The sequence below is a fragment of the Dactylosporangium sp. CA-139066 genome, from assembly GCF_050936175.1.
GTDB lineage: Bacteria > Actinomycetota > Actinomycetes > Mycobacteriales > Micromonosporaceae > Dactylosporangium.
The window spans coordinates 4971225-4991294 of record NZ_JBNJNH010000001.1 but is presented as its reverse complement, the minus strand read 5'-3'; the positions used below and the strand labels follow the sequence as shown (position 1 = coordinate 4991294).

At 73.7% G+C, this 20070-nt stretch carries 18 protein-coding genes; 8 read left to right on the top strand and 10 right to left on the bottom strand.

Annotation, left to right across the window (positions count from 1 at the left end; genetic code table 11):
• Positions 1-2: 2 nt before the first annotated feature.
• From ACQEVU_RS22855 to ACQEVU_RS22825, 7 genes are all read right to left on the bottom strand, one after another.
• Positions 3-1145: a cytochrome P450 gene (locus ACQEVU_RS22855; RefSeq protein ID WP_433326705.1), complete on the bottom strand. Its 1143-nt coding sequence runs from the start codon at positions 1143-1145 to the stop codon at positions 3-5.
• A complete protein-coding gene (locus ACQEVU_RS22850; protein ID WP_433326703.1) occupies positions 1142-2245 on the bottom strand; it encodes an AAA family ATPase in 1104 nt (367 codons plus the stop codon). Before ACQEVU_RS22850 ends, ACQEVU_RS22855 begins: the two co-directional genes overlap by 4 nt.
• A gap of 32 nt (positions 2246-2277) precedes the next feature.
• A complete protein-coding gene (locus ACQEVU_RS22845; protein WP_433326701.1) occupies positions 2278-3756 on the bottom strand; it encodes a glycosyltransferase family 2 protein in 1479 nt (492 codons plus the stop codon).
• Positions 3757-3765: 9 nt separating this feature from the next.
• Positions 3766-4659 (bottom strand): cellulase family glycosylhydrolase, encoded by an 894-nt coding sequence (locus ACQEVU_RS22840; RefSeq protein ID WP_433326699.1) that lies wholly within the window; start codon positions 4657-4659, stop codon positions 3766-3768.
• A 154-nt stretch (positions 4660-4813) separates the two neighbouring features.
• Positions 4814-5896, bottom strand: coding sequence for an enolase C-terminal domain-like protein (locus ACQEVU_RS22835; protein ID WP_433326697.1), 1083 nt, complete (start codon positions 5894-5896; stop codon positions 4814-4816).
• Positions 5886-8807: an FAD-binding and (Fe-S)-binding domain-containing protein gene (locus tag ACQEVU_RS22830; protein WP_433326695.1), complete on the bottom strand. Its 2922-nt coding sequence runs from the start codon at positions 8805-8807 to the stop codon at positions 5886-5888. The genes ACQEVU_RS22835 and ACQEVU_RS22830 overlap by 11 nt, the downstream gene beginning before the upstream one ends.
• Before the next feature lie 6 nt (positions 8808-8813).
• Positions 8814-10577: a thiamine pyrophosphate-dependent enzyme gene (locus tag ACQEVU_RS22825; RefSeq protein WP_433326693.1), complete on the bottom strand. Its 1764-nt coding sequence runs from the start codon at positions 10575-10577 to the stop codon at positions 8814-8816.
• A gap of 131 nt (positions 10578-10708) precedes the next feature.
• Between ACQEVU_RS22825 and ACQEVU_RS22820 the strand changes: the two genes are divergently transcribed.
• Genes ACQEVU_RS22820 through ACQEVU_RS22790 form a run of 7 tightly spaced genes read left to right on the top strand, consistent with a single transcriptional unit; the run spans position 10709 to position 14760 of the window.
• On the top strand, positions 10709-11188 hold the full coding sequence (locus ACQEVU_RS22820; RefSeq protein ID WP_433326691.1) for a Na+/H+ antiporter subunit E: 480 nt from the start codon (positions 10709-10711) through the stop codon (positions 11186-11188).
• Complete coding sequence (locus ACQEVU_RS22815; RefSeq protein WP_433326689.1) at positions 11185-11445, top strand: monovalent cation/H+ antiporter complex subunit F; 261 nt, start codon at positions 11185-11187, stop codon at positions 11443-11445. The genes ACQEVU_RS22820 and ACQEVU_RS22815 overlap by 4 nt, the downstream gene beginning before the upstream one ends.
• Positions 11442-11744: a monovalent cation/H(+) antiporter subunit G gene (gene mnhG, locus ACQEVU_RS22810; RefSeq protein ID WP_433326687.1), complete on the top strand. Its 303-nt coding sequence runs from the start codon at positions 11442-11444 to the stop codon at positions 11742-11744. Before ACQEVU_RS22815 ends, mnhG begins: the two co-directional genes overlap by 4 nt.
• Positions 11744-12016, top strand: a complete 273-nt coding sequence (locus tag ACQEVU_RS22805; protein WP_433326685.1) for a hydrogenase subunit MbhD domain-containing protein — start codon at positions 11744-11746, stop codon at positions 12014-12016. The genes mnhG and ACQEVU_RS22805 overlap by 1 nt, the downstream gene beginning before the upstream one ends.
• Complete coding sequence (locus ACQEVU_RS22800) at positions 12013-12849, top strand: MnhB domain-containing protein (RefSeq protein ID WP_433326683.1); 837 nt, start codon at positions 12013-12015, stop codon at positions 12847-12849. The genes ACQEVU_RS22805 and ACQEVU_RS22800 overlap by 4 nt, the downstream gene beginning before the upstream one ends.
• Entirely contained in the window at positions 12846-13187 is a 342-nt protein-coding gene (locus ACQEVU_RS22795) for a sodium:proton antiporter (protein ID WP_433326681.1), read from the top strand. Before ACQEVU_RS22800 ends, ACQEVU_RS22795 begins: the two co-directional genes overlap by 4 nt.
• A gap of 1 nt (position 13188) precedes the next feature.
• The gene (locus ACQEVU_RS22790; protein WP_433326679.1) at positions 13189-14760 is read left to right on the top strand and encodes a complex I subunit 5 family protein; all 1572 of its coding nucleotides are present in this window, start codon (positions 13189-13191) and stop codon (positions 14758-14760) included.
• Positions 14761-14765: 5 nt separating this feature from the next.
• On the opposite strand, the gene ACQEVU_RS22785 is transcribed toward ACQEVU_RS22790, so the two are convergent.
• Positions 14766-16727 (bottom strand): family 43 glycosylhydrolase, encoded by a 1962-nt coding sequence (locus ACQEVU_RS22785; RefSeq protein ID WP_433326677.1) that lies wholly within the window; start codon positions 16725-16727, stop codon positions 14766-14768.
• Between the two features lie 124 nt (positions 16728-16851).
• Complete coding sequence (locus ACQEVU_RS22780; RefSeq protein WP_433326675.1) at positions 16852-17115, bottom strand: hypothetical protein; 264 nt, start codon at positions 17113-17115, stop codon at positions 16852-16854.
• Here ACQEVU_RS22780 and ACQEVU_RS22775 point away from each other — a divergent pair.
• On the top strand, positions 17093-18283 hold the full coding sequence (locus tag ACQEVU_RS22775; RefSeq protein WP_433326673.1) for a hypothetical protein: 1191 nt from the start codon (positions 17093-17095) through the stop codon (positions 18281-18283). The two genes, ACQEVU_RS22780 and ACQEVU_RS22775, sit on opposite strands and share 23 nt — an antisense overlap.
• 54 nt (positions 18284-18337) lie before the next feature.
• On the opposite strand, the gene ACQEVU_RS22770 is transcribed toward ACQEVU_RS22775, so the two are convergent.
• Entirely contained in the window at positions 18338-20068 is a 1731-nt protein-coding gene (locus tag ACQEVU_RS22770) for a glycoside hydrolase family 15 protein (protein WP_433326671.1), read from the bottom strand.
• Positions 20069-20070 lie beyond the last annotated feature (2 nt).

Genomic DNA, 20070 nt, shown 5'->3' with positions numbered 1-20070 from the left:
GCTCAGACGGCGCCGACGGTCAGGCCGGCCGGCGCGTGCACGATCGGGTCGTGGTCGCGCCACCGCGGCCGCGGCCCGCTGAGCGCCAGCCGCGGGAAGGCCTCGAGCAGCGCGGTCAGGGCGGCGCGGGCCGTCAGGCGGCTCAGCTCGGCGCCGGGGCAGTAGTGCCGGCCCAGCCCGAACGACAGGTGCGGGTTGGGCCGGCGGCCCGGGTCGAACCGGTCCGGATCGGGGAAGCGGGCCGGGTCGCGGTTCGCCGCGGCGGTCATCACCACCAGCTCGGCGCCGGCCGGCACCGCCCGGCCGGCGATGAGCACGTCCCGGGTGGCCCGGCGCAGCACGCCCAGCACGGGCGGCGCGAACCGCGCCCCCTCCTCCACCAGCGCCCCGGGATCGCCCGTCGCCGCGTGGCGCAGCACGGCGTGGACGGTGTTCACGATGAGGTTCTGCGTGGTCTCCACGCCGGCGAAGACGAGCATCAGGCTGTGCGCGCCGACGAGGTCCTCGTCGTCGCCCCACGCCGCGCGCAACGCGGACATCATCGGCGCGTCGCAGCGCTGGTACCTGCGGGTGGTCTCGGCGGCGGCCGCCATCGCCTCGAGCCCGGCCCGGCGCGCCTGCGGGTCGCGGGCGCAGGCGTCGGCCCGTTCCAGGACGCGCGCCTGGGCCAGGAACTCCTCGGTCGCCGCGCCCGGCGGCCGCAGCAGCCCGGCGATGACCCGCGCCGCCAGTGGGTGCGCGAGGTCGGCGAGGACGTCGAACTCGGGCCGCGGCAGGTCGCCGACCAGCCGGCGGGCCAGCTCGCCGACCGGGCCGGCCAGGTGCGCCAGGGCCCGCGGCGCAAGGGCCCGGGCGACCGGCCCGCGCCTGGCCGCGTGCTCCGGCGGGTCGAGGAAGAACAGCCACCGCGCCGACCACCGCGTGAACTCGGCCAGCAGGTCGCGGTCGGCCGGCGGGACCTGCGGGATGACGGCGGAGGAGTACGTGGCGGGGTCCTGCAGGACGGCGGCGACGTCGGCGTAGCGGGTCAGGACGAACCGCCGCAGCCGCGGGCTCCAGAACACCGGCTCGGACCGGCGGAGCCGGGCGAGCGCCGGAAACGGATCCGCGGCGTAGCCGGCCCCGAACGGGTCCCAGCCGCTCATCGCCCCAGCAGCTCGTCGACCGCCGCGACGGCCCGCTCGAACCGCTCGTCGAACGACCCCTCGATGGTGACGAACGGCCGCCCGAGCCGCTTGAGCTCCCGCTCGCAGGCGGCGTGGAACTCCCGGCGCTCCCCCGGCCGGTTCAGCTCGTCGGCCCCCGCGAAGGGCAGGTCGGGCGCCATGAGCAGGTGCAGGTCGGCCGCCGGGCGCTCGGCCGCGTCGACGAGCCACTGCGGCGCGGCGCCGAACAGCCGCTCGCACCACAGCCGCATCGACAGCACGTCGGTGTCGCACAGCAGCACCCGGCTGGCCCGCCGGGCGAGCAGGTCCTCGGCCGCCCGCTGCCCGAACGCCGCGTCGGCGACGTCCGCCGGGTCGTCGGCGCAGACGCTGTAGGACCGCAGCCGCTCGGGCGCCCAGGTGGTGCCGTAGTGCTCGGCCAGCCGCCGGGCGAGGGTCGTCTTGCCGGTGGACTCGGCGCCGATGAGGCAGACGCGGCGGGTGTACCAGGCCCGCACGGGCGGCGGCAGGTACCGCTCGTACGCCCACGGGTCGGCCCGCACCTGCGTCCCGGTGACGGGGACGTGCTCGCGGTCGACGCACACGTACCGCGCGCCGAGCCGCCGCGCGAGCACATACCCCCACCCCTCGCCGGAGAAGACGTAGTCCGGGTGCACCTCGGCCAGGATCCGCTCGGCCCAGCGCCCTTCGTCGATGCGCGGACCGTCCTCGACGGCGTGGACGCTGACGTCCGGGAACAGCTCGCGCAGCCAGTCGCGCCGCACCTCCCACGGGATCGGATCGTCCTGCTGCACCCGCACGAAGACGAACACCCGGCCGGCCCAGGCCCGGGCGAACTCGATGAGGTACCGGTGCCCGTCGTGCACGGGCAGGAAGCGCCCGAGCACGAGCCCGGCCCGCTCGGCGCCACCCGGCTCGTCGCCGAACTGCTCGGGCGTGAACCCGGCCGTCCGCCGCGCCCGCGCCTGCTCGGCCGCGGCATCGCGCTCGGCGTCGGTGGGCGGCTCCGGCTCTTCGTCGTAGTAGGCGAAGCTGCCGCCGTACCAGGCCAGCGGCGGCGGATCGGTGGCGAGGGTCACGCCGTCAATTTAACCCGCACCGGGCCACGCGGTCACGACGGCTTGGCGATCACCGCGAAGCGGTTCTCCTCGCGGCGGGCGAACTTCATGAAGCCGCGCAGGCCGGGCACGCCCTCCAACAGGCCGAAGACCGGGATCAGCAGCACCACCGCGACCAGCTCCCACCACCGGCGGCGGCCGTCGGCGGAGACCTCGGCGTTCACGCGCAGGCCCTCCCAGTACATCCACACCACGTACGCCATGTTCAGGGCCCAGAACGGGATGACCCACGCCGCCACCGGGGACGTGTTCGGGTCGGCGATCAGGACGCCGAGCAGCATGACGATGCCGACGTTCTGGATCGGGCCGACCACCCAGGACAGCACCGAGTAGCCGAGCAGAACGCGGTTGCGCAGCTGCAGCGAGCGGTTGAAGACGAGCGCGGCCAGGCCCCACGACCATCGTTCCCGCTGCCGGAAGAAGTCGTGCACGGTCGCCGGTGAGGCGCCGTAGCAGCGGCCCGCGACCCAGGCGCTGCGGCCGGGGTAGCGGGCGCTGAAGTACAACGCGAACTGGGCGTCCTCGACCAGGGTCCGCGGCCCGAAGTCCCAGCCGATCGCGGCCTCGATCGAGGCCCGGACGAGCAGCAGCTCGCCGTGCACGCCGGCCCTCGGGGTGCCGCCGCCGGTCCAGGCGGAGAAGCGGCCCACGTCCTCGGCCGGCCGGGCGGCGTCGGCCAGCCAGGTCAGGCGGTTGCGGGCATACTCGCGGGGATACGTCAGGATGCCCTGGGCCAGATGCTTGCCGTCATCGCCCGCCTCCGCCTGCTCGGCGATGAAGCGGGCCATCGCCAGGGCCGTGTCGGGGCCGACGCCGGTGTCGTCGTCCATGTGCAGGACCCACACGTCGTCGCGCGCCTCGTCCTCGTGGATGCGCAGCTCGTGCAGGTAGTGGGTGGCGCGGGCCTTGAAGCGCGTGCCGTTCGGCGTGGAGTACGACTCCGGGACCGTGATGAGGCGGATGGCCTCGCTGCCGGAGGCCAGCGCGGCGATGTCCGCAAACGCCTCGCAGCCCTCGTCGACGACGATGTCGATGCGCAGGTGGGGAAAGCAGGGCGGCAGATACGCGAGGAAGGAGCGGACCGAGCGCTCCAGTGCGGGAAAGGTGTCGTGCCGCCCGACGGTCGGCACGGCGACGATGAGCAGTTCGTCGCTGGTCGTGATGCCCTTGCCGGACCAGCGCTCGGCCGAGCGGCGCAGGGCCTGGCGGGTGCGGCGGATGCCGACGATGCCGGTCAGCGTGGTGAAGAGGGGCCAGCTCCACAGGATGGTGAGCGGCCAGCCGAGCGTCCCGGGGGTCGGGCCGTTCGACCAGAAGTCGCTGGCCACGACGACCAGGTACGCGAGGATCAGCGGGAGGTACGCCGGTCTCCACCGGGCGATCCGGCGGTGCAGGTCCGCCGCGCGCCCGGTGGCGACCGCTTGCGAAAGTCGGGCCTCCCACTCAGGACTCAACGCCTCGGGTTGTCCCACCCAGCGTCTCTACCCGCGGGCCGCCAACCCACGCTCGCCGTAGACGGCCGCCTCGCGGGACGTCGCACGAATGCCGTCGGGGCCGTTGAAGATGCGCTCGCCCCACTCCGTGAGGCGGTCCGGATCGAATCCGAGGGCCATGTCGAGGTACTCCACCCCGCCGCTGTTGCCGCTCCACGACCAGCCCAGGTAGCCGATCCCGCGGGCCTGGGCCTCGTGCATGATGGCGTCCTCGGCCACGTCGCCGTCGGTGTGCTTCCAGCCGAACTCGCCGACGACGAGCGGCAGGCCGGCGCGCGCGAACGCGTCGAAGTAGCCGGTCACCTTGTCGGCCGTGCCGTAGACGCCGTACATGTGCACCGAGAACACCGTGTTGTGCCGCGGGTCGGCGGCGAGGACCGCGGGGGCGTTGTCGCGCATGATGCCCGACCAGTCCTGCCCCCAGTTGGGGGCGTCGACCATGAGCATGTGGCGCAGGCCGGCGGCGCGCAGCGTCTGGATCGCGGCGGTCGTGGCGGCCGTCCACCCGTCGGCACCCGCGTTGCCGAACGGCTCATTGCCGATGTTGACCACGACGTAGTCCTCCTGGCCCTCGAGCACCTTGCGCAGGCCGGTCCAGTAGGCGGCCGCCCGGTCCAGGGACACACTGCCGGGCTGCTCGCCGTGGCCGGTGGTGTCGTGGTACTCCAGCACGCAGATCAGCCGGTTGGCCTTGCACTGCGCGATGACACCGGCCACCCGGCCGGCGTCCACGGTGGAGTCGAGCACCACGCGGATGGTGTTGGCGCCCAACCGCTTGATGTCGCCGAACGCCCGGTCCTGGCCGAGCCAGGCATACCCGTGGCTGACGCCCCGCATCACCAACGGGCTCCCGCCCGCCTCGACGATGTTCTTCCCGCTCACGTGCAGTCCCGTGAGCGGGGGCGACGACCGGCTCGATTTCGAAGGTTTGTGCCACGCGAACGCGAAGAGCAGAGCACACACAACAGCAACAACTACCGCTAGTTTCTTCAAGGAATCTCCGACACGGCCGGCAACAACGCGGGGTGAAGTGTAATCACCCGCCGGAGGCGACCTGATATGCCGAAGCGTCGGAAGACTTGAAGGTCAGCCCGTTGCCGGGGGCCGAAAAGTCCGGGCGCAGAACGCCCCCGGGCGAAGGGGAGGCCACCCCGTCGAAGAGCATGGACTCGATGCGGACGTGGTCGTGGAAGTACTCCAGGTGGCGCAGGTTCGGCACCGCCGCGGCCACGTCGAGGTGCAGCGCGGGGGCGCAGTGGCCGGACAGGTCCAGGCCGACCGAGGCGGCCACGGCGGCGACGCGCAGCCACTCGGTGATGCCGCCGCAGCGGGTCACGTCGGCCTGCAGGCAGTCGACGCTGCCGGCCATGCGGGCGAAGTACCGCAGGTCGTAGCCGTACTCCCCGGCCGCGACGTCGGCGGCGACGGCGTCGCGCACCCGGCGCAGCCCGTCGAGGTCGTCGGAGGAGACCGGCTCCTCGAACCAGCGCACGTCCGGGAAGTCCGCCGCCATCCGGATCGCCTGCGCGGCGCTGTAGGCGCCGTTCGCGTCGACGAAGAGCTCCCGGCCGGGGCCGAGGGCCTTGCGGGCGACACCGATGCGGCGGCGGTCGGCCGCCTCGGTACCGCCGCCGATCTTGATTTTGGCTCGTGGCACGTCGCCGTTGTCGTCCAGCCAGGCGGCCAGCCGGCGGTCGTCCCAGTTGGTGAAGCCGCCGCTGGCGTAGATGGGCACGGCGTCGCGGGCCGCGCCGAGCAGGGTGGCCAGCCGCACGCCGAGCAGGCGGGCCTTGAGGTCCCACAGGGCGGCGTCGACGGCGGAGATCGCGGTCGCGGCGACGCCCGGGCGGCCGGCGTTGCGCACCGCCCGGGCCATCGCCGCGTTGGCCCCCGGGATGTCCGCCGCGTCGCGGCCGGCCACGTGCGGGGTCAGCAGCTCCTCGACGATCTGCCCGGCGGCGGCCGGGGCGTAGGTCCAGCCGACGCCGGTGCCGTGCTCGGCCTCGACGTGCACGACGACCATCGTGGTGGCGTCCCACTCGAGGGTGCCGTCGGACTCGGGGCGGTCGGTCGGGATGCGGTACGCCGCCCAGCGCACCGCCCGCACCTCAGCGGACATCGGTGCCCCGTATCGCCGCGTTGACGACCTCGGCGATGTGGACGGGGCGGCGGCCCGTGTGGGCGTCCTCGATCTGGGTGCGGCAGGAGAACCCGTCGGCCAGCACGAGCGTGTCCGGCGCGGCGCCGCGCACGGCGGGCAGCAGCGCCTGCTCGGCGCAGGCGAGCGACACGTCGCGGTGCTCCGGCGTCATGCCGAAGTCGCCGGCCAGGCCGCAGCAGCCGGAGTCGAGCTCCTCGGCCTCGAGCCCGATGGCGTCCATGAGCCGCCGGTCGGCGGAGGCGCCGAGGATGGCGTGGTGGTGGCAGTGCCGCTGCACGATCGCCCGGGTGCCCTCCGGCAGCCGCGGCGCGAAGTCCGGGGCCCGGTCGGCGAGCAGCTCGGCCAGGGTCACGCTCTGCCGGGCGAGGCGGTCGGCGTCCTGGTCGCGGCCGAAGAGCTCGCCCATGTCGGAGCGGAAGACCGCGGTGCACGACGGCTCCAGGCCCACCATGGGCAGGCCTTCGCGGATGTACGGCGAGACGACGTCGACCGTGCGCCGCAGCACCCGTTCGGCGACGCCGAGCTGGCCGGTGGAGATCCACGTCAGTCCGCAGCAGATGGTCTTCGGCGGCACGACCACCTCGAAGCCGGCCGTCTCCAGCACGCCGACGGCGGCCGCGGCGATCCGCGGCGTGAACGCCGTCGTGAACGAGTCGAGGAACAGCAGCACCTTCCCGCGCTCGCCGGTGCCGGCGGGCCGGCGGCGGCGCAGCCAGCGGTCGATGCGGGCCGGCGCGAAGCGGGGCACGGTGCGCTGCGGGTCGACGCCGGCGAGGCGCTTGGCCAGCGGCAGCCGGCCGGCGGCGTTGGCCAGGTCGGGCGCGATCGCGGCGGCCCGGGCGAGCAGCGGCAGCCAGCCCAGCGTGTAGTGCGCGCGCGGGCGGATCCGGCCCTTGTAGTGGTGGTACAGGAACTCGGCCTTGTAGGTGGCCATGTCGACCTGCACCGGGCAGTCGCTCTTGCAGCCCTTGCAGGCCAGGCACAGGTCGAGGGAGTCGTGCACCGCCTGGCTGCGCCAGCCGTCGTCGATGACGCCGCCGTTGACCATCTCGAACAGCAGCCGGGAGCGGCCCCGGGTGGAGTGCTCCTCGTCGCGGGTGACCTGGTAGCTGGGGCACATGACGCCGCCGCCCGGGTGGGTGCGGCGGCAGTCGCCGACGCCGGCGCAGCGCAGCGCGGCCCGGGCGAAGGAGCCGTCGTCCTCGTGGTAGCCGAACCGGGTCGCCGGCTGGGCGGGGGCGTAGTCGGCGCCGAGACGCAGGTCGTAGTCGAGGGGCCGGGCGTGCACGACCTTGCCGGGGTTCATCTTCCCGTTCGGGTCGAAGATCGCCTTGAACTCCTCGAAGGCGTGCACGACGTCGTCGCCGTACATGATGGACAGCAGCTCGCCGCGGGCCTGGCCGTCGCCGTGCTCGCCGGACAGCGAGCCGTGGTGCTCGACGCAGAGCCGGGCGGCGCGCTGCACGAACTCGCGGTAGCGGGCGATGCCGGGCTGGCTGGTGAGGTCGAACGGGATGCTGCAGTGCACGCAGCCCTGCCCGAAGTGGCCGTAGACGCTGGTCGCGCCGTAGCCGAACTCCTCGAGCAGGCCGGTGAACGCCCGCAGGTAGTCCCCGAGCTGCGCGGGGTCGACGGCCGAGTCCTCCCAGCCGGGCCACGCGTCGGGGCCGTTGGGGGTGCGGGCCGTGGTGGCCAGCGCCGCCTCCCGCACGGCCGAGAGCCGCTCGCGCATGTCGTCGTCCTCGAGGATGGTCGCGGTGCCGCCCGTGGCCGGATCGGCGACGAGCGCCTCGGCCTTGGCGCGGGCCTCGTCCTCGGTGTCGGCGCCGAGATCGACGCAGAGCCAGGCGCGGCCGGGCGGCAGCGCGTTGAGGATCTCCGTCGGCCGGTGTTCCTCGCGCTCGTAGTGCAGCAGCTTTTCGTCCAGCCCCTCGAGCTGGATCGGCGCGTGGCGGGCCACGGCCGGGGCGGCGTCGCCGGTGGCGGCGATGTCCGGGTAGCCCAGCAGCACCGTGACCATGTGGGACGGCTTGTGCAGCAGCCGCACCTCGGCGCGCAGGATGACCACGCACGTGGACTCGGTGCCGACGAGCGCCCGGGCGACGTTGAACCCGCGCTCGGCGGTGAGCTCGGGCAGGTTGTAGCCGGAGACGCGGCGCGGAATGTCGGGGAAGCGCGACGCGATCTGCTCGGCGTAGCGCTGCCGCAGCTCCCGCAGCGAGCGGTAGATCTCGGCGCGGCGCCCGCCCGCGTTCACGATGCGCTCGTACTCCTCGTCGCTGGTCGGGCCGACCCACATCCGCTCGCCGTCGTAGGTGAGCACCTCCAGGCGCTCGATGTTGGCCGCCATGGTGCCGGCCCACTGCGCGGTGGCGCCGCACGAGTTGTTGCCGGCCATGCCGCCGATCGTGCAGTGCGAATGGGTCGCCGGCTTCGGCCCGATGGTGAGCCCGTGCTTGGCGAAGACGGCGTTGGCGTCGTCCAGCGGCGTGCCCGGCAGCACGACCGCGGTGCGGGCGTCCGGGTCGACGGACTCGACGCCGCGCACGTACTTCGTGAAGTCCAGCACGACGGCGACGTTGCAGCACTGCCCGCCCAGGCTGGTGCCGCCGCCGCGGGAGACGACGGGGACGTCGTGCTCGGCGCAGACCCGCACGGCGGCAACCGCGTCCTCGACGTCGCGCGGGCACACCACGGCGATCGGGACCATTCGGTAGTTGGAGCCGTCGGTGGAGTACGCGGCGCGTGCCCCGGCATCGAATCGCACGTCGCCGCGGACCGCCTGGCGCAGCGCGGCCTCCAGCCCGGAGATGTCCCGGGCCGGGGCGGCGCGGCGGGCGGTCGGGGTCGGCAGGGAGATGACCGCCATGGTGGCTCAGCCCTTCAGCTGCTGGATCTTGTCCTTGAACAGGGTGGTGGCGATCGACGCCTTGTGCGGCTGCCCCTTGAGGAACGCCGCCGCGAACTTCTTCGCCTGGTCGTAGGTGACCTTCGCCGGCAGCGGCGGCTCGTTGGGGTCGACGGCGACGTCGACCAGCGCCGCGCCCGGGTGCGCGAACGCGTCGCGCAGCGTGCCGGCCAGATCGCCGGGCTTGTCCACGCGGGCGCCGTAGCCGCCGCAGGCCCGGGCGATCGCCGCGTAGTCGGGCGCCGGCTCGCCGAAGCGCACGCCGTGCTCGGGGTAGCCCAGCACCATCTGCTCCCACAGGATCTGGCCGAGGGCGTTGTTGTTGTTCACCACGACCTTGATCGGCAGCCCGTAGCGCACGGCGGTGTTGAAGTCGGCCATGAGCATCGCGAAGCCGCCGTCGCCGACGAACGCCACCACCTGCCGGCCCGGGTGGGCGTACTGGGCGGCGACCGCGTAGGGCAGGCCGGGCGCCATCGTGGCCAGGGTGCCGGACAGGTAGAACTCGCGGCGGCCGCGGATCTGCCAGTGCCGCGCGGCCCAGGTCGCGATGGTGCCGGAGTCGCAGGTGAGGATCGTGTCGTCGGTGCACAGCTCGTCGAGCTGCTGGGCCAGGTACTGCGGGGCGATCGGGTCGCGGTCCGGGGACTCCAGCGCGATCATGTGCTCGCGCCAGTCGCGGACCATCTCCTGGTACCGCCGCAGATGCTCCTTGCTCTTGGGCTGCAGCAGCGGCAGCAGCGCCTCCAGGGTGGCCCCGACGTCGCCGACGAGGGGCACGTCGGTGGCGATGCGGGTGCCGGCCCGGGTCGGGTCGATCTCGATCTGCACCACCTTCGCCGTGCCGGGCTTGGGCAGGAACTTCGTGTAGGGGAAGTTGGTGCCGAGCATGAACAGGACGTCGATGTCGTCCATGAGCTCCTCGCTCGGCCGGGTGCCGAGCAGCCCGAGGCCGCCGGTGACGTACGGCGAGTCGTCGGGCACGACCATCTTGCCCGACAGCGTCTTGACGATCGGCGCGCCGAGCACCTCGGCGACCCGCTCGACGAGCGGCCCGGCCCCGCGGGCGCCGATGCCGGCCAGGATGCCGACCTTCTGCGCGCTGTTGAGGATGTCCGCGGCGGCGCGCAGGTCCTCGTCGCGGGGCCGCACGGCCGGCGCCAGGTAGATCGGCGCGCTCGAGGGCGGGCTGACCGGGGCGACCGTCGTGTACGGGTCCTTGTTGGCCGGCGCGACCTGGATGTCGTTCGGGATCGTCAGGTGCGCCACGCCGCGGCGGGCGTAGGCGGTGCGGATCGCGACGTCGACCAGCGTCGGCAGCTGGGCCGGGTTCATGATGATCTGGTTGTACTCGGCCACGTCCTCGTACAGCCGGTCCAGGTTGACCTCCTGCTGGTAGCGGGTGCCCAGCACGCTCGACTCCTGCAGCCCGGTGATCGCGAGCACCGGCACGTGGTCGAGCTTGGCGTCGTACAACCCGTTGGCCAGATGAATGCCCCCCGGCCCGGAGGTGGCCAGGCACACGCCGATCCGGCCGGTCGTCTTGGCGTAGGCGGTGGCCATGAAGGCGGCCGCCTCCTCGTGATGCACGAGGACGAACCTGACCCTGTCGCTGTTGCGGCGCAGGCCCTCCATGATGCCGTTGATGCCGTCACCGGGAATGCCGAACACGGTGTCGACACCCCATTCGGCGAGCCGGGAAATCAGAACCTCTGACGTGATGTCACCCATGTTTGAAGCCGTTACCCCGCCGCCGCCGTCATACGCGGGCCACGGGCAATTCGCAGCCTTCTCCCAACCGCCCAGCGCCACGTTGCGGTTCGCCCGGTTTGCCCGGGGCGTGCGGGGGTACGCGGCCAGACGTGTCGCGGGTGGTGGCCCTGTTCTGCTGGGCCGAGCTGACGTGGACGCTGCTGTCGTTCACGGCGACGGCCGAGCAGATCACCGCCGGCGTCATCGTGAGCCTGATCGCGGCGCTCGCCTGCGCGCCGCTCGGCCCGGTCGCCGGCCCGTGGCGGCTGCTGCTCCCGCGCCGCATCCCGCCGCTGCTCGCCCTGTCGGCCGCGGTCGCGTGGCGGGTGGTGCGGGCGAACCTGGACCTGACCCGCCGCATCTGGACGCCGGGCCGGCCGCCCAGCGGCATGCTCACGACCCCGACGCAGGCCCGCACCGACGCCGAGCTGACCGCGGTCGGGCTGCTGACGTCGCTCATCGTCAACTCGCAGCTCGTCGACGTCGACCAGCAGCGCCACCGGCTGCGCTTCCACGTCGTCTCCGTCGGCGCCGACGACCCGGTGAACCGCGCGATCGAGGCGCGGGTGCTGGCGGTGACCCGCCGATGACGACGGCGTTCTGGCTCGCCGGCGTCACCGAGCTGCTGGTGTGCGGGCTGCTGCTGGTCCGGGTCGGGGCCGGGCCGGCCGTCTGCGACCGGATCGTCGCCCTGAACATGATGTCCACCCAGCTCAGCCTGGCCGTGTTCGCATTCGCCGTCGTCTCCGGGCGGGCGATCTACACGGACACCGCGCTGTGGCTGTGCTCGTTCAGCTACCTCGGCGCCCTGGTGTGGGCCCGCTACCTGGAACGGGGACTGCTGTGACCACCGTGATCGTGTACGTCCTGCTCGGGCTCGGCTTCGTCACCGCCCTGTCGGGGGCGGTCGGCGTGCTGCGGCTGCCGGACACGTACCTGCGCATCCAGGCGTCCTCGAAGACCGTCACGCTCGGCGTGCTGCCGACCCTGGTGGCGGTCGTCGTCGCCGAGGGCGTCGACAGCGTCTACGCGTCGCGGGCGTTGCTGGTGGCGGTGCTGGTGCTGGTGATGAACCCGGTCGCCGCGCACGCCCTGGCCCGGGCCGCCACCAGGGCCGGCGTGCCGATGTGGCGCAGGGACTCCTGATGTTCTGGGTCGCCGACTACGTCGCCCTCGCGCTGATCCTGACCGCCGGGGTCCTCGTCGTGCGCCTGCGCAACCTCAACGGCTCGGTCATGGCGCTCTCCGCGCTGGGTCTGGTGCTGTCGCTGCTGTTCGTGCTGCTCGGCGCCCCCGACGACGCCCACGCCGAGATCGTGGTCGGGGCCATCGCGCTGCCGACGATGTACCTCATCGCGCTGAGCAAGCTGCGCACCGCCGTCAGCGACGAGCCCGAACTCGGCGAGGACGCGTCATGACCCACCGCCCGCGGCTGGGGCTGCTCGTGGCCGGGCTCGTCACGCTGCTGCTGGGCGCGGCGGCCTGGGTCACGCCGCGCGAGCACGCCGGCCTGCCGCTGCTGGCCCGCCGGGCCCTGGACGGGGCGCTGCCGGACTGGCACAGCACCGAGCCGGTGGCCGCGATCGTGTACGGGTACCGCGGCTTCGACACCTTCGGCGAGACGTTCATCCTCCTGGCCGCCGTCGTCGGCATCGCCCTGCTGACCCGGCGGCGCGAGCCCCGGCACGGCTACGTCGGCGAGGCCGCCGCCGGCCGCCGCGAGCAGCGCCGGGTCCCCGTCGGCGAGCACGGCACCACCGTCACCGAGCGCGAGGCGCTGCGGGCCGAGGCGGCCGAGATCGGCGAGGCGCCCGAGCCCCCGGAAGGGGCGGGGATGAGCGTCGTGGTCCGCGGCGGGGTACGCGTGGTGGCGCCCGTCCTCGCGGTGGCCGGGATGTACCTCGTCGCGTGGGGCTACTCCCCCGGCGGCGGGTTCCCGGGCGGCGCCGTCGCCCTCGGCGTGGCGCTGCTCGCGTACGTGTCCGTCGGCTACCGCCGCGTCCAGCCGCTCATCCGCCCCGAGGTCATGGAGCCGGCCGAACTCGCCGGCGGCCTGGAGATCCTCGCCGTCATGGGGCTCGGCCTCCCGCTGGCCGGCTCGATCTCGGCGAACTTCCTGCCGCTCGGCACGCCGCAGACGATCCTCAGCGGCGGCATCCTGCAGGCGTTCTCGTTCGGCGAGCTGCTCGAGGTCGGCACCGGCCTGATCCTGGCGGTCTTCGCGCTGCTCACGATGGGCCATGACTGGTGATCGTGGCCAACTACCTCGCCGCCGCCGCCCTGTTCGGGCTCGGCCTCTACACGGTGCTCACCCGCCGCAACATCATCAAGATCGTGATGGGGCTGTCGCTCATGGAGGCGTCGGGTTACCTGCTGCTGCTGTCCATGGCGTACCGCGCCGGCTCGACCGCCCCCGTCCTGATCAACCCGCCGCACCGCCGCTTCGCCGACCCGATGCTGCAGAACATCTGCCTCACGGCGATCGTCATCGGCGTGGCGATCACCGGCGTGTTTCTCGCCGTCGTCGTCCGCCTGGCCCAGCACCACCGCACGCTGGACGCCGGGCGCATCCGCGACCTGCGCGGCTGACGTGGCGCTGCCGCTGGCCGTGCTCGTGCCGATCGCCGGCGGCGTGCTGGCCCCGCTGCTGGCGAGGTGGTCGGCCCGGCTCGCGCTCGCCGTCGCGGTGCTCGCCTCGGCCGCCTCCGGCGTCGTGCTGGCGCTGGCCGGCCGGACCGGCCCGACGTACCTGGGCGGCTGGGGCCCGGTGATCGGCATCGAGTACGTCGCCGACCGCTTCGGGTTCACCGTCGCCCTGGCCGCGTCGGTCGTCGGCACGCTGGCCCTGCTGGCCACCCTGTCGGGCATGCAGGAGCTGGGCCGCCGGGAGCTCGGCGGCTACGCCTGCCTGTCGCTGCTGCTCATCGCCGCGGTCATCGCCGCCGCCCTGACCGCCGACCTGCTGCACCTGTTCGTGTGGTTCGAGGTGGCGGGCCTTGCCAGCTACGCGCTCACGGGCTTCTTCCTGGAGCGCCCGCACGCGCTGGAGGCGACGTTCAAAATCATCGTCCTGACGTCGATCGCCGGCTTCTTCATCTTCATCGGTACCGCGCTGCTGTACCAGGCCCACGCCGTGGTCAACCTGCCGCAGCTGCAGCGCGCGTTCGCCGCGCGGCCCAGCGTGCTCGACGCGGCGGCGGTCGCCCTGCTGCTGGCCGGGTTCGCCACGAAGGCGGGCCTGATCCCGTTCTGCGGCTGGCTGCCGGACGCCCACACCGCCGCCCCCGGCCCGATCAGCGCCCTCTTCTCCGGCATGATGGTGAACCTGGGCGTCGTCGGCATCGTCCGCGTCACGGCCGCCGCGCCCCACCTGCCCACCTCCGGCGTCCTCACGGTCGTGGGCTGCGCGTCGGCGCTGTTCGGCGCCTTCGCGGCCGCGGTGCAGGAGGATCTCAAGCGGCTGCTGGCGTACGACACGATCTCGCAGATCGGCATCGTCACCGCGGGCCTGGCGGTCTCACGGGACGCCGCGCTGTACCACCTGGTCAGCCACGCCCTGTTCAAGGCGCTGCTGTTCCTGGTCGCCGGCGCGATCGTCCACACCACGGGCGCCACGCAGCTGGCGGAGCTGGCCGGCACCGGCCGCCGCTCCCCCGCCCTGGCGCTGCTGTTCATCGTCGGCGTGGCCGCGATCGCCGGCGTGCCGCCGCTGAACGGCTACGTCTCGCTCGGTCTGCTGCACGCCGCGCTGCGCTCGAGCCACCAGACGGTCGCCCTGACGGCGGTGCTCGTCGCCCAGGTGGCCACGGTGGCCGCCCTGACCCGCGCGGTGCGGGCGATGTGGGCCCGCACGCAGGACCCGCAGTTCGCCCGCGACGAGCGGCTGCGCCCCGGCATGGCGGTGGCGCTGGGCACCCTGGCCCTGGCCTGCGTCGCCACCGGCGTGGCGACGCCGGTGGCGTTCGACTGGGCCGACCCGGTGGAGCTGCTCTTCACCGGGGTGACGGTCGCGGCCGGCATCGCACTGGCGTCGATGGTGAGCCCGCGCGCACCCCGCCTGCGCGACCGCCTGGCAGTGGTCGCGACCGGCTCGGTGAACGACTACGCCCTGTACCTCTCCGCCGGCCTGATCGTCGTGTTCGCCGCCGTCCGGCTGGGCTGAGCCGGCTACGGGCCGATGTAGCAGGCCTTGACGACGTTGTAGAACGCGTCGCCGAAGGTGGCGTTGGTGCAGGCGGCCGAGCCGGTGACGGTGCGGTAGGCGAACGATCCGTTGGCCCCGTAGGCGACGCTGTGCGTGCCGCTGACGGTGCACGTGCCGTTCTCCGCGGCGCATCGCGTGTATCCGGACGGCCCGCCGATGGGGGCGGCGTAGCAGGACTTCAGCGAGCCGTAGGCGGGATCGGCGCCGAACGCCGCGCTCGTGCACGGCACGGTGCCCGCGGGCGCGGTCTGGTACACCAGCGTCCCGGCGCCGTAGGCCACGACCGAGGGCGCGGTGAGCGTGCAGAGGCCGTGCTCGCCGGCGCAGCGGGTCCATCCGGCGGGAACCGGGCCGGCCGGCAGCGCGGCCCTTGCGCTGACGGTGGTCGCGAACCGGGTCGTCCGGTTCGCCTCGGCGCGGAAGGTGGCGCCGCCGTCGCTGCTGTAGCCCTGGCCGCCGCCGGGGTACGGGGCGGCGTCGTTGTGCAGCATGCCGTAGCAGCCGGTGGTGTTGGCCGACTTCACGACGATGCCGTAGCGGGTGCCGGCGGTCACCGGGATGTTGGGGTACACCGTCGCGTCCCTCGGGGCCCAGCCGATCGAGTAGGCCGGCAGGACGGTGCTGTACAACGCGGCGCCGGTCGGCTGGAACGAGGCGTTCGCCTGGTAGATCGCGATCTGCAGCCCGGCGTCCGGGTTGCCCTGCTGGTACGTGGTGTACGAGGCGGAGGTGAGGGTGCCGGTGCGGCCGGCGACGAACGTCTGGACCCGCGCGATGTTCCGGCCGATGTCGCACCAGGACTGGTATCCGTCCACGCCGCCGGACTGGTCCAGCTCGGGCGAGGGCTGCTGGGCGCCGGCCGCGCCGGTCGCGAGGGCCAGCGCGAACGAGGCCTGGCACGTGATCGGGGCGATCGCGCCGTTGGCGCCGAACTCCAGCGGCGCCCAGTAGGCGTTGGCGAGGGCCTCGTTGGGGTCGGCGTTGTTCCACAGGTCGCTGGCGTACAGGTAGGCGGTGCCGGTCGTGGTCGGGATCGCCGAGACGAACGCGGGCTGCCCGCCGCAGGAGTTCGTCGTGATCTTCGTGGCGGCCGACCACGTCCCGAGCGGGTTGCCGGCGGTGCGGTAGGACGTCCCGGTGCCGGCGCAGTAGCCGCAGTTCGGGTCGGAGTACGTGATGTAGTACGTGCCGTTGCGCTTGAACAGCGCGGGCGCCTCGGTCGCGGACTGGTGCAGGCGCGTGTAGCTGCCGGTGCCGGAGAGGTAGGACGCGTTGAGCCGCTCGACGACGATGTCGCCGGAGGAGCGCCAGTCGGTGTACGCCAGGTAGGCGGTGCCGTCGTCGTCGACGAAGACGGTGTGATCGCCGTTGTTCACCCCGGCGACGGGCGCGTTGTTGTTCACGGCCAGCGTCGGCACGGCGGCCTCGGTGAACGGGCCGGTCGGCGAGGGGGACGTGAAGACGCGGTAGCCGACGCTGTTGTCGTACACGTTGATCCACAGCACGTACTGGCCGGTCGAGGCGTTGCGCACGACGTGCGGCCGGAAGCAGCCGTAGGTGTTGCCGTTGCAGCGGGTCTGCCAGGTCGCGGTGGTGGGGTCGAACAGATAGCCGCGATCGGACCAGTGCACCAGGTCGGAGGAGGTGTACACCTTGAACCCGCAGAACGGCGTGCCGGCCCGCTGCCATCGGTAGCCGCAGTCGTAGCTGGTGCCGTACAGGTGGTACAGGCCGTCGAACAGCGCAATGTGCCCGTCGTGGGCGTCGACCGCGTTGCCGCGGGTGTCCAGGCGGACGACCTGATGGCCGCCGGCGTCGAAGTTCGTCACCGTGGTCTGGTAGGCCGCGTCCGCCCGGCCCGGCGTGCTGAGGGACGCGAGGGTGGCGGCGGCCAGGACAGCGAGAGCGGCGACGACTCGGCGCATGGATCCTCCACTGGCGGATGAAACGTTCCAATCGTTCGTCCTAAGAGGAGGCTAGGAGCCGGGCGCATCAATAGCAATGGATAGGTTTTGTAAACCTGGACCGTCGGATAGCCGACGCGCGGTATCACGTATCTGCGTGCCGCCGGGGCCGGTCATCCCCGCCGATCCCGACGGACCGCAGCCGGCGTCCGCCGACCGACAGGCGAGGAGCAGCCATGACCCAGCCCAGCGCCCGTAAGCCTCCGCCTTCGTACCCGCCGCCGCCCCGCCCGACCACGACCACCACCACGACGACCACCACGACCACCACCACGCCCACGACCTCGGGCTCCGGCTCGTCGATGTCGAGCGGATCGTCGTCATCGGTGACGTCGACGCCCGCGCCCACGCTGCCCCCGGCACCCGCGCCGCCCGCGTTCACGGCGGTCAAGGTGGGGCGGTGGCGGGTTCCGGCCGGCACCCGGATCACCGGCGTACCGACCGAAACCCCCCACGGCCATGCCGCCGAGTTCGACCTCATCGAGCTCGACGCGCGCGTCGTCACCGGCGCCTCGTTCGCGGTGACGATCGTGGCGCCGGGCGGCACCTCGGCGCGCCAGGTCGTCGTCGACCGCGCCGAGGCGCTGCGCGTCATGCGGCTCGGCCACGAGGAGCCCGACGTGCTGACGAAGCACATCACGGAGGTCTTCTACGCCCGCTACGCCGGGCAGCTGTTCGGCACCGAGATCAGCCCGCGTGACGTACGACAGGGTTCTCCCGGCGACTGCCGGACCATGTCGTCGCTGCAGGCGATCGCCGACGTCAGGGGCGGCCCCGACTTCCTGCGCAGCAAGATCACGCCGGTCGCCGGCGGCTACCTCGTGTCCCTCCTCGACGTGCCCGCCCCCGGGACGGCGCAGGGCGGCCGGCGCATCACGCAGCGGCAGGTCTTCGTCTCGGACTATTTCCCGACCGCCATCGCCGGCGACGCCACGGACCGGGTGGCCCGGTACGCCTCCAGCGGGCGCAGGCCCGGCCCGGCGGTCACGTTCCCGCTCTGGCCGGCGGTCCTGGAGAAGGCCCTGGCCACGCTCTGGGGCGGCTACGGGAAGCTGGAGCACTTCGACATCCATGAGGACCTGGTGTTCCGGGCGCTCGGCATCTACGCGAAGCAGGGCCACACGCTGAGCCTGACCAACTCCGGGCCCGGCGGGCAGCGGCCGACCGCCGCCACCGTCGAGCAGTTCGTGCGCGCGGCCGCCGGGCGCGGCGCGGCCATCACGGCCCCCGGCATGAGCAGCCAGCACAACTTCGCGGTGCTGGACGTGCGGCCCGGCGGCGTGACGCTGGCCGACCCGCGTACCGCCCAGGGCAGCGGGGACCTGGCCCGCTGGGACAACCCGAAGAACGGCAGCGACGCCGAGGAGTCGGAGCTGGCGGACTACGCCTACTGGCCGATGCGCTTCACCTGGCAGGACCTGATGAAGCGGGTCCGCTGGTTCTGCACCTACGACATCCCGGAGCTCGAGAAGGACAGCGACGGCAAGGAGGGCAAGGGCGGCAAGGACGGCAGGTAGCCCCGGCCGCCGGCGGCGAGGCCCCCCGGCTACCGGGGCCCTCGCCGTCGCGGCTCACCGCAGGACGCAGGCGGCCTGCAGCAGCATGGCGTGCACGAAGCTCTGCGGGAGGTTGCCCCGCAGCTGGCGCTGGCGGACGTCGTACTCCTCCGCGAACAGCCCGGGCGGCCCGCACGCGGCGCGGTTGCGCTCGAACACGCGCACCGCGGCGACGGTGTCGCCGGCCCGGTGCAGGGCCTGGGCGTGCGCGAAGCCGCACAGCAGGAACGCGCCCTCGGCCTCGCCCAGCGGGCGGTCGTCGGGGCGGTAGCGGTACACGAGATCGTCCTCGGTGAGCTCGGCCGCCACCGCGGCGAGGGTGGCCCGGTAGCGCGGGTCGGCGTCGTCGAGGGCGCCGAACAGCGGCGGCAGCAGCAGCGCGGCGTCCACGCGCGGGTCGTCGCGGGCGCGCTGCCAGCGGCCCGACGGGTGGGTGTGGTGGCGGGCCAGATCGGCGGCCATGCGGTCGGCCAGGCCCGTCCAGTCGCGCGCGGCCGCGGCGCCGATGCGCTCGGGGGCGGCCTCGGCGGCGGCGCGCAGGCCGGCGACGGCGGTCAGGCCGGACTGGGTCCAGCGGGCCGGCGCCAGCTCCCAGATGCCGTTGTCGGGGTGGCGCCACCGCTCGGCGATCGTGCGGGCGGCGGCGCGCATCGCGGCCTCGGCGCCGGCGTCGAGGCGGCCGGCGCGGGCGGCGGCGGCGAAGAGGCCGAGCGCGTTGCCGAACATGTCGAGCTGGAACTGGTCGTTGACGTGGTTGCCGGTGATGGCGACGCCGCCGGGGTAGCCGGGCAGGCCCGGCACCGGGCGCTCGTCCGGGACGGGCGCGCCGGTCACCGTGTAGGCGGGGGCGGTCGCCGGGCCGTGCTCGTTGAGGCGGGCCGCAACGAACCGGACCACGCCGTCGAGCAGTCCGTCGACGCCGGCCGCCGCGGCGGCGTGGCCGGTGATGCACAGGTCGCGCAGCCAGGCGTAGCGGTAGTCGTAGTTGCGGCCCTGCTCGGCGCGTTCCGGCACCGACGTGGTCGCGGCGGCCACGATGCCGCCGCCGGGGTGCATCATGCCGCGCAGCACCGCGACCGCGTGCGCGGCGTCGCGCGCGGCCGGCAGCCCGTCGAGCTCGGGGCGCTCGGCGAGCCAGGCGGCCTCGGTGCGCTCCCAGGCGGCGAGCGGGTCGGCCTCCTGCGGGTCCGGGTCGCGGTCGGCGATCTGCAGCACGAGGTCGTAGCGGGAGCCGGCCGGGACGCGCAGCCGCCCGCGCAGGACGCCGTCGTCGCCGGCGCGCACCCCGAACCGGGCGGACCAGCGCCACCGCAGGGCGCCGCAGCGGCCGGTCCAGGAGCCGTCGCGGTGGCGGTGGGCCTGCCCGCGGTAGCGCCCGAAGCCGCCCCGCACGTCCAGGCTCACGTCGAGCACGGCGTCGCCCTCGACCGCCTCGATGCGGCGCAGCAGCATCGGGCCGTGCGGGTCGCCGGGGAACGCGAGGGCGTCGCGGCAGTGCACGACGCCGTCGCGGGTGACCCAGCGGTTGGTCCAGATGAGCGTGCCCGGCTCGTAGAAGCCGCCCCAGGTGTGGTGCGGGTCGGCCGGGGTGACGGTGTACTGCCCCCGGCCGCCCAGCAGCGTGGCGAAGACGTCTGGCGAGTGCCAGTCGGGCACGCACAGGAAGCCGATGTCGCCGCTCGGGCCCAGCACCGCGCCGCGCCGGCCGTCGCCGAGGAACGCGAGGTCCCGCAGGACGTGCGGCACGG